Below are 13,514 nucleotides of genomic sequence, written 5' to 3'. Positions count from 1 at the left end.
TACACTTAAATCGTGTCGACTAATTGCTGAATCGTGTGGCGTTCTTCAGAAGTGAGGGGAACGAGCGGTAGTCTGACTCCTCCTGTATCAAGCCCTTTCATTTGCAGAGCTGTTTTAATTGGCGTTGGAGAAGGCGCACTAAACATACCTTTTAACACAGGGAGGATGCGCCTGTGAATGGCAGCGGCTTCTTTTCCTTTTCCAGCGTCAAACAATCTAAGCATCTCACCTAGTTCCTCACCGACGACATGAGCGGATACAGATACAATTCCATTTCCGCCCACTGCATAAATCGGAAGAGTCAAATTATCATCACCACTATACAGGGAGAACGAGTCATCTGTTTTTTCTACAATCTCGGCTACCGCATCGAGATCTCCTGTCGCTTCCTTGACAGAGACAATATTGTCAACTTCCGATAGTTTAATGACCGTATCAGCATTCATTCGGACAGCTGTTCGACCTGGAACATTATACAGCATTACAGGTTTCGTAATGGATTTAGCAATGGCTTTAAAATGTTCATAAAGACCACGTTGATTCGGCTTATTGTAATAAGGGGCAACGAGCATTATGGCATCTACTCCAGTTTGTTCAGCTTTCTTTGAGAGCTCAATGGAAGCTTGCGTATTATTGCTGCCGCTGCCTGCAATAACCGGGATTCTGCCGTTGACTACTTTTACTACATGCTCCCAAAGAGCCACTTTTTCTTCTGAAGTAAGTGTTGGTGATTCTCCGGTTGTTCCAGCCACAACTAACCCTTCTGTCCCATGATCTATTAAATATTCTACCAGTGTCGACGTTTTAGCAAGATCAAGGTTCCCATTGATGTCAAAAGGTGTCACCATGGCTGTTAATACTTTACCAAAATCCACGTCTATATCCCCTTTCATTATTCTTTATTCAATTGAAAGATATCGTGGAGGGCATTGACCGCGTCAATTAAATCCTCTTCCTTGATCAGGACCCAAATTGTCGTATGGGAATCGGCTGACTGCAAAATTTGTACGCCACGCTCAATCAGTGTTTGCACAATCTGAGCTGTAACCCCTGGTACACCGGTAATCCCAGCCCCGACCGTTGATACTTTTGCACAGCCTGCTTTAATTTCCGGCTCGTAACCGAGATCATTCAAGATACCGACTGCTCTTTCTGTAAACATTCCATCAATCGTATAGGTTACCCCACTTGGAGAAATGTTAATAAAATCAACAGAAATATTCGCCTCGGCCATGGATTTAAACACTTCGGATTGAAGCCTCGATGGATCCTCTTTGGATTGAACTTTAATTTGAGTTAATCCGGACATATGAGCGATTCCTGTCACGAGTCGATCCGGCAGATCATTCCCTGCTTCCCCTTCTTTCGAAGCAGCTACTAACGTGCCCGTCGAGTCTGAATAAGTTGAACGGACGCGGATAGGTACCTTTGCATGCATGGCAATTTCAACTGCACGCGGGTGAATCACTTTGGCCCCTTGATAAGCAAGATTGCAAATTTCATTATATGTGACTACATGGAGTGCCCGCGCAGATTCTACAAGTCTCGGATCGGCTGTCATAATTCCTTCCACATCTGTAAAAATATCAATGTAATCCGCACTTAAAGCCGCACCTAAGGCAGCAGCACTTGTATCACTGCCTCCACGACCTATCGTTGTCGTATCACCTGACTCCGTCTTTCCTTGGAATCCAGCTACAACTACAACATCATTTTTCTCAAGTTCTGCTAAAATGCGAGTTGGGTCCATGCGTAAAATTTTAGCACGAGTAAAATCATCTGTTGTTAAAAAACCAGCCTGAGCACCTGTTAAAGCTGCTGCAGATATCCCTTCCCGAGTTAATTCGTTTGAAAAAACCACGGATGAAATTGTTTCTCCGCAAGACATAATCAGATCCTGTTCTCGATCTGATACGTTTGATTCGGGAAACTGGATTAAATCAAGTAATGTATCTGTTGCATATGGCTCGCCTTTACGCCCCATTGCTGAAACGGTAACGACGACTTTGTATCCTTCACTTAAAGCATTTTTAATATGGGAGATTGCCCGTGATCTGCTTTCTTGATCACGGACGGAGGTTCCCCCAAATTTTTGCACGAGTAATTTCAATGTATACACCTCAACCTATTAGATTTACAGCCATTGATTGGCGACGACTCGTTCTGCAATTTGAACTGAATTCCAGGCAGCTCCCTTTAATAGATTATCAGAAACTACCCAAAGATGAAATCCATTCTTATGGTCGAGATCTTTACGTATACGGCCTACAAATACATCACGTTTCCCAGCAGCACTTAATGGTGTTGGATAGGACTGAACATCTGGATCGTCTTCCAGCACGACCCCAGGTGCATTGCCTACAAGCTCTTTCAATTGTTGAACTGAAACATCTTCCTGTTCAACTTCAACATAAACACTCTCAGCATGTGAAGTAAAAATCGGCAAACGAACACATGTAGCTGAAATTTGAAGCGCGGGAGTGTGCATAATTTTCTTCGTTTCATTAATCATTTTCATTTCTTCGAAGGTATAGCCATTATCTTGAAATTTATCAATCTGAGGCAACGCGTTAAAAGCTATTGGAAAATGTTTTTCATCCCCACTAACAGGTAGAATGCTAGCTTCTAATTCTTCTCCATTAAGGAACGACTGTGATTGCTCCCGCAGTTCTTCCGCTGCCTCATTACCTGCACCAGAAACAGCCTGATACGTAGAGACAATAACACGCTTCATGCCAAGGTGCTGCTTTATTGGCTCGAGAGCGGCCACCATTTGAATAGTTGAACAATTTGGGTTGGCAATGATCCCATTGTGATTTTTAATATCTTCTTCATTGACTTCCGGGACAACGAGCGGCACACTTTCATCCATGCGGTAAGCACTCGTATTGTCGATGACTAATGCTCCACGTTTCACTGCTTCAGGAGCAAGCTTTTTAGAAACTGATCCGCCTGCAGAAAACAGAGCGATATCAACGTTTTCAAAACTATCAGGTGTTGCTTCTTCCAACGTATATTCAGTTCCTTTAAATACCATTTTTTTGCCGGCTGAGCGGCTGGATGACAATAGTTTCAATTCTTTAATAGGAAAGTTTCGATCTTCGAGTGTCTCCAACATTTTTTGTCCGACAGCACCAGTTGCACCTACTACTGCGATAGTGTACGTTTTTGTTTGACTCATAATCAGATCCCCTTTCACATATAAATCTTTATATTTTTGCTACGTGAGCCACTATTGTGTTATTTTATCATACTTCTTGTCACATCTGTTATCAAAAAGGGAATTACTCTGAGTATCTTTCAATCAGCACAGGTTGACGCTGTTTCCCAGAAATAGCTGCTTCAATTGTCTCGGGAATTAATGTCATATCTGCTACGAGCGAGTTAGGTTTCTTGTAAGGATGGTCCTGCCCTAAAGGTACAAAGTATATATTTTTGGTGGCCATCAGCCTCATAATGTTAACCCCATTCAATCCTAACGCATCGTTTGTGGAAATCGCGAGGACGACCGGGTTCTCGTTTCGCAGTGTTGCTTTTGCAGCCATTAATACTGGTGAATCCGTAAGAGCATTTGCGAACTTACTCGTAGAATTTCCTGTCATCGGAGCGATGACCATACAATCAAGCGGCAGTTTCGGACCCAAAGGTTCTGCATCTGGAATTGTCATGATTGCTTCTTTGCCTGTAATTGACTCAATTGTCTTCACGTGTTCAGCGGCTTCTCCAAACTTTGTATCTGTTTTTTGAACTGTGTGAGATAAGATAGGAATGACATCTGCTCCAAGATCCATAAGCTTCTGGAGAACAGGGAACACTTCATGATACGTACAATGTGAACCCGTTAAGCCGAATCCTATTCTTTTTCCCTTTAATTGAACCATTCTTTATCCACCTTTCTATTTACTCTTTCTCAATTGCTGTGATATAACATTGGCAATAATCCGCCCTGCTGTTTTCGGAGCGACTATTCCAGGCAGACCAGGCACTAGTATTGCTTTGACGCCTCTTTTTTCTGCATAACGAAAATCCGTTCCGCCTGGTTTGGATGCAATATCCAGGATTAAGGCATGTGTTGGCAGTTTTTTTATGACTTTGGCATCAAGGATTGGAGCAGGAACAGTATTGAGGACTAAATCAAACGTGAGATCTTGTTCGGGCAATGACTCAATATAAAGCGGAGTCAATCCCATTGCATAGACGCGTGCTACATCCTTTGAAGAACGAACAGCCACGCTCACCTTCGCCCCTAATTGATGAAACGTACTGGCTAAGCTCATTCCTACTCTTCCTAAGCCGATAAGCAACACCCGCGAATCATGAATCGTAACGTCTGTATGCTGAATGGCCATCATAATCGTACCTTCCACAGTTGGGATCGAATTATAAATGGCTACATCATCGCGATCCATGAGCGGGACCAATGTTCGTTTGGCGTTATGAACCATTTGAGTTAACGTTTCATTCGTAATTCCTGTAAAAACTTGACAATGTTCCGGGGTGCGCTTTAGCCACTCTTCTCTCAAAGGGATCGAACGATTCGTAAAGATACCATCTATACAACCATTTTCATCTGTACCTGAAACAGGAAGAATGACAGCATCAAGCTTCTCGACCTGATCACTGTCAAATTCAAGTTCCACCGCTTCGGTATAGCTCCCGTTCAATTGATCGAATCCGGCTAAATAAACATGTGCACCCCACTCATTTAATCTTCTTATGATTTCAATTTGTCGGGCATCGCCCCCTATGACTGCTACATGATATTCTGTAAGCATGCCGGAAGTCTCCTTTATAAGTGGTGTAATCTCCTTTTATCGTATGCAGAAACAGATCGTTAGTGATTTCCTAAAAGCCTAAGCACGGGCATAAAAAAAAGCTACAACAATTTGTTGTAGCTCAATCTTTCTTTAATAATATTGTATCTTCACCAATAATTGAAATTTGCTTCCACTCAATCTCGATGTGATCCCGACTTTTAAACAGTCCTTCATTTAAAATGATTAACGATTGAATCAAGCCATTGTCAGGATCCACGATTAAATCTGCTTTACCGAGGATCCCGAGTTTTTTCCCTTCATCGACATCAATGACTTCCTTCTGGGACAATTCCTTCAACCTCAACGCTAATCAGCCTCCTCGTTTTTCACTCATTAATTCTGTTAATGTGCCAATTCTATACTGTTCTTGAATGATGGGAATTAATTCATCCAAGCTGGACGCTGTAACTGCGGTTGGATGCATCAGGACGGTTGCGCCATTATGCAGCTTACTGGTAATTCGATGCAGAAAAACATCTTTGGTAGGTTTCTTCCAATCGATGGAATCTACAGTCCAGAGGATTGTCTGCATATCTAAATTCTGCGCTGCTTCGACTGCCGACATCGTAAAACTTCCTGCCGGGGGAGCAAACCATTCGATATCACTTTCGATCAAGCTTGATATGATACTGTTCGCCTTATCTAAGTTAGTCATGGCTTGAGGTTTAGATAATTTGGCAAAATCCTTGTGACCATAACCATGACTGCCAATCAGATGACCTTCTTCTTCAATCATCTGGACTAAATCTTTATGTTCAGCCGCAAACGCTCCATCGATGAAAAAATTTGCTTTGACTCGGTGTTTCGATAACGCCTCCACCATTTCCGGGATAAATTCAGCTCCCCACGAAACATTAATCAGCAGCGCAACCATTTCTTTGTCGGGATGACCGCGGTAAATCGGCGAAACGGGCAGCTCTTCCAACGACACTTCTGGAGGTATTTGTTCAAACACAAGTTTGTCTTCATTAAATTTTCCATCTTTTTTCATCTTGTTATAAGACTTCTCTATATTCACTTTTCTTCCATTTAAACCGGGCATCTTTTTCCAAACTTGATCAATGTACGCATTTTGAGGCTCTATAAAATAATCCTGCTGCTTACTTTTAATCCTTTCGTATAAAGGATTGGAGGAAGAAACAGGATTGCTCTGGTTCAATGACATATAAACAGCCAAACAGCTGATCAGTAGAAAAACGATAACGGCAGGCTTTATGTACTTGTTCATGGAAAGTCCCCCTTCTTAAGCAGGATATGCTTAAAAGGGGTTGTCTAGAATTTCAGGCCAAAAAAAAGAGACTGGCAAGCCAGTTTCTTTTTAATCCTCTGTTTCTTGTTCTTTTTTCTCGTCAATTAAAATCGCTTTTCGTGAAAGATTAATTCTTCCTTGCTTATCGATTTCTTTGACTTTAACTTTGATGGTATCTCCTAGTGAAACGACATCTTCCACTTTTCCAATACGCTCTTCAGCCAATTCAGAAATGTGAACGAGTCCCTCTTTTCCTTTAAACAGTTCAACGAATGCTCCAAATTTCTCAATCCGTTTTACTTTCCCATCGTACACTTCGCCAGCTTCTACTTCTCTGACGATATCTTCAATGATCTTCTTAGCGACTTTGTTCATTTCCGCATCTGTGGAAGAAATAAACACAGTACCGTCCTGTTCAATGTCAATTTTTACACCGGTATCATCAATGATTTGATTAATTTGTTTACCGCTTGGTCCTATTACATCACGAATTTTGTCAGGATTAATCTTCATGGTCATGATCTTAGGAGCATATTGAGAAAGTTCACTTCTCGTTTCCGGAATGGTCGCAAGCATTGAACTCAAGATCTCTTTGCGGCCTTTCTTCGCTTGTGTAAGGGCTTCTTCTAAGATCTCACGGGACAATCCGTCAATTTTAATATCCATTTGTAATGCGGTAACACCTTTTTCAGTCCCCGCTACTTTAAAGTCCATGTCTCCGAGGAAATCTTCCATACCTTGAATATCCGTAAGAATTGTATAATCCTCCCCGGACTTAACAAGACCCATGGCAATACCGGCTACTGGGGCTTTAATAGGAACACCAGCATCCATCATCGCCAATGTACTTGCACAAATACTAGCTTGTGATGTAGAGCCGTTTGATTCCAGAACCTCAGAAACAAGACGCATCGTATAAGGGAATTCTTTCTCAGATGGAATAACGACTTCCAAAGCACGCTCCCCTAATGCACCGTGACCAATTTCACGACGTCCTGGTCCACGGATTGGGCCTGTTTCCCCTACTGAGAATTTAGGGAAGTTATAATGGTGCATGAAACGTTTGGATTCCTCAAGATCCAGTCCATCTAATATTTGCACATCTCCTAGAGCGCCTAGTGTACAAATGCTAAGAGCCTGCGTTTGTCCTCTCGTAAACAGTCCGGAACCGTGGGTACGCGGCAGCACGCCTACTTTAGAGGATAATGGACGAATCTCATCAACACCGCGGCCATCAGGGCGAATTTTATCTTTCGTAATTAAACGGCGCACTTCTTCTTTCACGATGTTCTCTAAAATGGTTTTAACCTGCTTCATTGTTTCTTCATCGGCTTCCATTTCTTCGTACGCTTCAACGACAGCCTGTTTCGCTTCGTCAATCGCTTCTTCACGCGCTTTCTTTTCTTCCGTTTTAATCGCAGCTACTAGTGAATCTGTCGCCTCTGCTTCAACTTTATCCTTAAGCTCCTGATCAAGATCAAACAGCTGTACGTCCATTTTTTCTTTTCCAACCGCTTCAATAACTTCTTCCTGAAAAGCAACTAAACGCTTGATTTCTTCGTGGCCGAACATGATCGCTTCCAACATGTCTTCTTCAGGAACTTCCTGGGCCCCTGCTTCAACCATGTTGATCGCATCTTTCGTTCCGGCGACCGTCAAGTCGATATCACTTTTCTCCTGTTGTTCTACTGTCGGGTTAATGATTAACTCGCCATCGATTCTTCCAATAATAACTCCAGCAATCGGACCGCCGAATGGGATATCTGAGATCCCTAAAGCAAGGGAAGATCCAAGCATTGCGGCCATTTCTGATGAACAATTCTGATCTACGCTCATGACCGTACTGATAACTTGTACATCATTTCGAAAGCCATCAGGGAACATAGGACGGATCGGGCGGTCAATAAGGCGTGAAGCCAGGATAGCTTTTTCGCTTGGACGTCCCTCTCGTTTGATAAATCCTCCCGGAATCTTTCCAACAGCGTATAAGCGCTCTTCATAGTTAACAGTTAGCGGGAAAAATGGCAAGTCCTTCGGTTCTTTAGAACCAGTTGCGGTTGAAAGAACGGATGTATCGCCATAACGAATCATAGCAGCTCCATTAGCTTGTTTAGCCAGCTCTCCTACTTCCACAGAGAATGTACGGCCTGCTACTTCAATTGAAAATACTTGCTTTTCATCTGCCATAAAGCACTTTACTCCTCTCAAAACAATAAATTAAAAATAGTGCCTACTCTTTAGAGTTTACACCCTACTGTATGTAAACATACAGAAAAAGCGGGAATAACTCCCGCTTTTTCAATCTTACTACATTAACGACGCAAGCCAAGGCTCTTAATTAACTCACGGTAACGTGTAATATCTTTATTACGTAGGTAGTTAAGCAAGTTACGGCGTTTACCTACCATTTTAAGCAAGCCACGACGAGAATGATGATCCTGCTTGTGTGTACGCAGGTGGTCGTTCAAATTCGTGATTTGTTCAGTAAGTACAGCAATTTGTACTTCGGCAGAACCTGTGTCATTATCATGAGTTTTATACTCATTGATCAGTTCTTGTTTACGTTCCTGTGTGATAGCCATTATAGCTACACCTCCTATAATTTATAGAATTCCCTTTCCCCGAGCGGACGTCGGAGTTACGTGCCGCCAAGCGAAGGTTCCATATTAAAGCGTACAATTTTTATGACAAAAATGCAAGAGGAAACTATATTACAGCTTAAAATAGCGGCGAATCTCCCTTTCGTCTCTATTAATCTGGGCCGTAATTTCCTCAACCCCATTAAATTTCTGCTCATCTCGTATGAAATGATGAAAAAAGACTTTTAATCGAGTGCCATATAAATCCTCTTCAAAATCAAACACATGTACTTCCAAGCTTGGGCTGGTACTTTCCGAATGAAACGTTGGTTTCATTCCAAGGTTGGCCATTCCAAAGTATCTCTCCCCTTGATACTCAACAGTAACGGCATAAACACCAACCTTTGGTAAATATTGTTCCTCCATGTCAGTGATGTTCGCAGTCGGGTAGCCAATCGTTCGTCCTCTTTCATCACCAGAAACTACTGTGCCTTCAATATTAAACTCACGCCCCAGTAATTCATTGACGGATGATACGTTTCCTTCCTTCAATAAGTCTCTTATCCTCGTGGAACTTACCTTAGTATGCTCTTGGTCTACTCGATCAACTACAGTGTAGGTCAGTCTCCCTTTAGCGTGCTGTGGAAGTGTCTCCATAGAGCCTTTGCCTTTATGGCCATAACTAAAGTCAAAGCCAGCCACAACGTGTTTAATGTTTAATTGAACAAAGTAGTCATCGACAAATTGCTCTGGTGGAAGGGCTGCTAACGACTGATCAAATCGAACGATGAATAAGTAATGTATTCCCATGGCCTCCAAGATTTCCTGCTTTTCAGGCAGTGGAGTAATGTAGCGGGCATGCTGGATTTTTTTATTTAAAACAACAGAAGGATGAGGATCAAACGTCATCACAGCCGTTTGTAAACCAAGCTCTTTCGCCTTATCCTGGGCGGTTCTGATAACTTCTTGATGACCCTTATGGACTCCATCAAAAAAACCGACCGCAACAGAACTTTGTTCTAAGTGGAGATCGTGTTTCGGTAATGACTCAGATAATTCAATTGTTTTCATATTACTCACCTGCTTTATTTGAGTAAAGTTTAAAATACTCGAACGGGTTTAATGCGATCCGGTTTTGTTGGGTGTATTTGATAAATAGCTAACACTTCTTGCTCACACATCACGCTGAAAATAGAGGCCGTAAGCCCGTTTGGCTTCGACAGCACTTGACCGTGCTTAATCGCTTGTCTTTGATCTTCTGTTATATGATAGGCGTCAACGTGTTCCAGCCCTTTCGAAAGGGGCAGCAGTAATTTTTCCCCATTGCCATGATCAATGGCTTCTTGAACCTGATCAAAAGTTAGACAATCCTCTTTGGCGATCGCACCCGTTTTTAACCTCACAAGTGCAGACATGTGTGCTGGAAAACCTAGCGCTTTGCCAATATCTACACAAAGCGTGCGAATATATGTCCCTTTTGAACAAACGACGCGAATGGAAAAGGAGAATTGAGCGTCTGAGACGGATCCCTCATGATCAAGCAGCTCAATGTCTGAAATACATACTTTCCGCTGTGGCCTTTCTACTTCTATTCCTTCACGTGCGTATTGATACAGACGCTTTCCTTTTACTTTTACGGCTGAATACATCGGAGGAATTTGGTTGATTTCACCAGTAAATCGTTCTAGAACTCTCTTTACTTGTTCAAGAGGAATCGCTTCGGCCACGGGCTTATGTTCGACCACATCACCACTTGCATCCTCAGTTTCCGTAGAAGTGCCGAGCGTCACAGTCGCTTCATAGACTTTTTCCGTATCTGTTAAAAAAGGCACGATTTTCGTAGCTTTCCCTACACAGAGCGGCAGCACACCTTCCACATCAGGATCCAGGGTACCTGTATGCCCGATTTTTCGAGTATGTAACATACCACGCGCTTTACTGACACAATCGTGAGAAGTAAAACCTTTCTCTTTCCATAATGGGAGAATACCATGCATGAATTCCACCCCACAGTCATTATTTATACAGAGAGAATCCGTGCCTATCACAGCACGGATTCTTTTGTGCACATCTACTTGAATACTTAAGTGTTTCCTAAGCAATTCAGTATTTTTCGTTAGCTATCGGTATCATTTAAATCTTTTAAAATCGTTTCGATACGATTTCCTCTTTCAATGGCTTCATCAAATTCAAACATGATTTCCGGCGTTTTGCGCAATCGGATTCTCTGCCCAATTTCAGAGCGTATAAAGCCTTTTGCTTTAGCCAATCCCACGAGTGTATCATGTTTTTGTTTGTCATCTCCTAGCACAGAGATATAGACCTTAGCCTGTTGAAGATCACCAGTTACTTTCACTTCCGTAACTGTAACAAATCCCACTCGGGGATCTTTAATCTTCTTGCTGATAATATCGCTCATTTCTTTCTTCATCTGCTCACCGACACGGTTAGCTCGTAAGTCATTCATTCTTTCTTCACCTCTTCAAAAACTAAACGTCTACAACCATTCTTGGACTGTTTCTGTTCGTTCTAATTCAGGAAAAGAATCCACGAAGGCTAAAGCTTGCTGAATCGTTTGCTCTGCGATGACTTTATTGCTTGATACGGTTACGATCCCTATACATGTCCGCTGCCAGAGATTCTGATGATCCAGTTCACTGACAGCTACATTAAATTCATTCTTTAGCCTTGTTTGTACTCTTTTAATAACGGAACGCTTTTCTTTCAAGGACTGAGCATCATAAACGATCGCTTGCAGCTCAGCACTTAAAATCATGTACGTTCAATCTCCTGCATGACATAAGGTTCGATGACGTCACCGACTTTTACGTCATTAAAGTTCTTTACAGTAATGCCGCACTCATAACCCTGTGCCACTTCTTTTGCGTCATCTTTATAGCGTTTAAGGGCATCTATCTCCCCTTCATAAATGACGACACCATCACGAATCACACGAATACCTGAATCTCTGGTAATTTTGCCATCGGTTACATAGGAACCTGCAATTGTACCCACTTTTGATACTTTAAAGATTTCGCGAACTTCCACTTGCCCGATGATTTTCTCTTCATATTCTGGATCCAGCATACCTTTCATAGCTGCTTCAATTTCTTCTATAACCTTATAAATAACGTTGTGCAGACGAATTTGTACGTCTTCTGATTCAGCAGCTTTTCTAGCATTTCCATCTGGTCGTACATTAAATCCGATAACAATTGCATTGGAAGCAGAAGCAAGTGAGATATCTGATTCTGTAATGGCTCCAACACCTGTGTGAATGATCTTTACCTTGACCCCTTCCACTTCAATCTTCTGCAGTGAACCAGCCAAAGCCCCTAGAGACCCTTGAACATCAGCTTTTAAGATGAGATTGATATCCTTAATGTCCCCATGTTTGATTTGTTCAAACAAATCATCAAGACTTACTTTAGCCGTGGAGCTTCGTTCAGCTTCAATTTGTTTCTGCTGACGCGCTTCCCCAATAGAACGAGCTTTCTTCTCGTCTTCAAAGGCAAGAAAACGATCCCCTGCTTGCGGTACGTTGTTTAATCCGGTAATCTCTACCGGTGTAGAAGGTCCAGCCACCTTAACCCTTCTGCCAATTTCGTTCACCATAGCACGAACACGACCATGTGTGTTACCCACCACAACAGCGTCACTAACTTTCAATGTTCCATTTTGAACTAGAAGAGTGGCGACCGGCCCACGCCCTTTATCAAGCTCGGCCTCGACAACAGTTCCATTCGCAAGGCGATCCGGGTTCGCTTTGAATTCTTCCATTTCAGCTACAAGAAGAATCATTTCCAGAAGTTCATCGATCCCTTCTCCCTTAACCGCAGACATTTTAACGAAAATGGTATCTCCGCCAAAGTCTTCAGAGATTAACTCATATTCCATTAATTCCTGCATAACTCGGTCAGGGTTTGCCCCTTCTTTATCCATTTTATTAACAGCGACGATAATTGGTACCTCAGCAGCTTTCGCATGGTTAATGGCTTCACGAGTCTGCGGCATAACCCCGTCGTCTGCTGCTACAACTAAGATAGCGATATCAGTAATTTGCGCACCGCGGGAACGCATGCTTGTAAAAGCAGCGTGGCCAGGTGTATCGAGAAATGTAATCTTCTTATCGTTTTCTTCTACTTGATAAGCACCAATATGCTGGGTGATCCCGCCTGCTTCTCCTTCCGTAACCTTCGTATCACGAATTGAATCAAGCAACGTAGTTTTCCCGTGATCAACGTGTCCCATAATCGTAACGACTGCAGGTCGCTCCTGCAGGTCTTCTTCGGCATCATCAAAAATGATGTTCTCGATATCAGTTTCGTCTACCACGACTTCCTCTTCAACCTCTACATTGAATTCCGCACAAATCAATTCGATTGAGTCACTATCAAGATCCTGGTTTTTCGTAGCCATAACCCCTAAGCCCATTAACTTCTTAATGATCTCAGATGAATCTTTTTTCAGCTTTTCAGCAAGTTCTCCTACTGTTAAAGAACCGGAATAGGTAATTTTCTCTGGCGCCTGGTTCTTCTTAGGCTGTTGCTTTTGATTGTGCTGAGGCTTTTGCTGCTTTTTATTTTGTGGACGATGATTGTTTTTTGATTTCTTATTGTTTCTCTGATCACGATTTTGGTTGGGTTTTTGGTTCTTCTTGTTATTATTGTTCGGCTTATTGCTGACAGGCTTACTCTCTTTTTGCTGTCCTTTGCCAAACGCGTGATCCAGTTTCCCTTTTACATCATCTTCTACCATAGACATATGGTTAGAAACTTCTACTTTCATTTCTTTCAATTTATCAATTACTTGTTTGCTTGATAGTTCATTTGCTTTCGCATATTCATAAACACGCATTTTACTCATTCT

14 protein-coding genes are annotated in these 13,514 nt (G+C 42.3%); all 14 read right to left on the bottom strand.

The window, feature by feature from the left end:
* Positions 1-5: 5 nt before the first annotated feature.
* Positions 6-893, bottom strand: coding sequence for a 4-hydroxy-tetrahydrodipicolinate synthase (dapA, locus tag B5354_RS16500; protein ID WP_079529898.1), 888 nt, complete (start codon positions 891-893; stop codon positions 6-8).
* Positions 893-2,110 (bottom strand): aspartate kinase, encoded by a 1,218-nt coding sequence (dapG, locus tag B5354_RS16495; protein ID WP_079529897.1) that lies wholly within the window; start codon positions 2,108-2,110, stop codon positions 893-895. Before dapG ends, dapA begins: the two co-directional genes overlap by 1 nt.
* Positions 2,111-2,134: 24 nt before the next feature.
* Entirely contained in the window at positions 2,135-3,181 is a 1,047-nt protein-coding gene (gene asd / locus B5354_RS16490) for an aspartate-semialdehyde dehydrogenase (RefSeq protein ID WP_079529896.1), read from the bottom strand.
* Between the two features lie 103 nt (positions 3,182-3,284).
* Positions 3,285-3,881, bottom strand: a complete 597-nt coding sequence (locus tag B5354_RS16485) for a dipicolinate synthase subunit B (RefSeq protein WP_079529895.1) — start codon at positions 3,879-3,881, stop codon at positions 3,285-3,287.
* A gap of 15 nt (positions 3,882-3,896) precedes the next feature.
* Complete coding sequence (dpaA, locus tag B5354_RS16480) at positions 3,897-4,775, bottom strand: dipicolinic acid synthetase subunit A (RefSeq protein WP_079529894.1); 879 nt, start codon at positions 4,773-4,775, stop codon at positions 3,897-3,899.
* A 121-nt stretch (positions 4,776-4,896) separates the two neighbouring features.
* A complete protein-coding gene (locus B5354_RS16475) occupies positions 4,897-5,121 on the bottom strand; it encodes a YlmC/YmxH family sporulation protein (protein WP_079529893.1) in 225 nt (74 codons plus the stop codon).
* 6 nt (positions 5,122-5,127) lie between these two features.
* Positions 5,128-6,045: a polysaccharide deacetylase family protein gene (locus B5354_RS16470; RefSeq protein ID WP_079529892.1), complete on the bottom strand. Its 918-nt coding sequence runs from the start codon at positions 6,043-6,045 to the stop codon at positions 5,128-5,130.
* Between the two features lie 90 nt (positions 6,046-6,135).
* Positions 6,136-8,253, bottom strand: a complete 2,118-nt coding sequence (gene pnp / locus B5354_RS16465; RefSeq protein WP_079529891.1) for a polyribonucleotide nucleotidyltransferase — start codon at positions 8,251-8,253, stop codon at positions 6,136-6,138.
* A gap of 125 nt (positions 8,254-8,378) precedes the next feature.
* Positions 8,379-8,648 (bottom strand): 30S ribosomal protein S15, encoded by a 270-nt coding sequence (gene rpsO / locus B5354_RS16460; protein ID WP_079529890.1) that lies wholly within the window; start codon positions 8,646-8,648, stop codon positions 8,379-8,381.
* A 129-nt stretch (positions 8,649-8,777) separates the two neighbouring features.
* The gene (locus B5354_RS16455; RefSeq protein WP_079529889.1) at positions 8,778-9,716 is read right to left on the bottom strand and encodes a bifunctional riboflavin kinase/FAD synthetase; all 939 of its coding nucleotides are present in this window, start codon (positions 9,714-9,716) and stop codon (positions 8,778-8,780) included.
* Positions 9,717-9,745: 29 nt separating this feature from the next.
* Positions 9,746-10,642 carry a tRNA pseudouridine(55) synthase TruB gene (gene truB / locus B5354_RS16450; protein ID WP_079529888.1) on the bottom strand — a complete coding sequence of 299 codons (897 nt, stop codon included), beginning with the start codon at positions 10,640-10,642 and terminating at the stop codon, positions 9,746-9,748.
* A gap of 119 nt (positions 10,643-10,761) precedes the next feature.
* Positions 10,762-11,112: a 30S ribosome-binding factor RbfA gene (gene rbfA / locus B5354_RS16445; protein WP_079529887.1), complete on the bottom strand. Its 351-nt coding sequence runs from the start codon at positions 11,110-11,112 to the stop codon at positions 10,762-10,764.
* Positions 11,113-11,142: 30 nt separating this feature from the next.
* The gene (locus tag B5354_RS16440) at positions 11,143-11,421 is read right to left on the bottom strand and encodes a DUF503 domain-containing protein (RefSeq protein ID WP_079529886.1); all 279 of its coding nucleotides are present in this window, start codon (positions 11,419-11,421) and stop codon (positions 11,143-11,145) included.
* Positions 11,418-13,511 (bottom strand): translation initiation factor IF-2, encoded by a 2,094-nt coding sequence (gene infB, locus B5354_RS16435; protein WP_079529885.1) that lies wholly within the window; start codon positions 13,509-13,511, stop codon positions 11,418-11,420. Before infB ends, B5354_RS16440 begins: the two co-directional genes overlap by 4 nt.
* Between the last annotated feature and the right edge of the window lie 3 nt (positions 13,512-13,514).

The organism is Halobacillus hunanensis, assembly GCF_900166655.1.
GTDB classification, from domain to species: domain Bacteria; phylum Bacillota; class Bacilli; order Bacillales; family Halobacillaceae; genus Halobacillus_A; species Halobacillus_A hunanensis.
The sequence above is the reverse complement of the archived record's forward strand: the minus strand, read 5'-3'. Positions and strand labels throughout refer to the sequence as shown.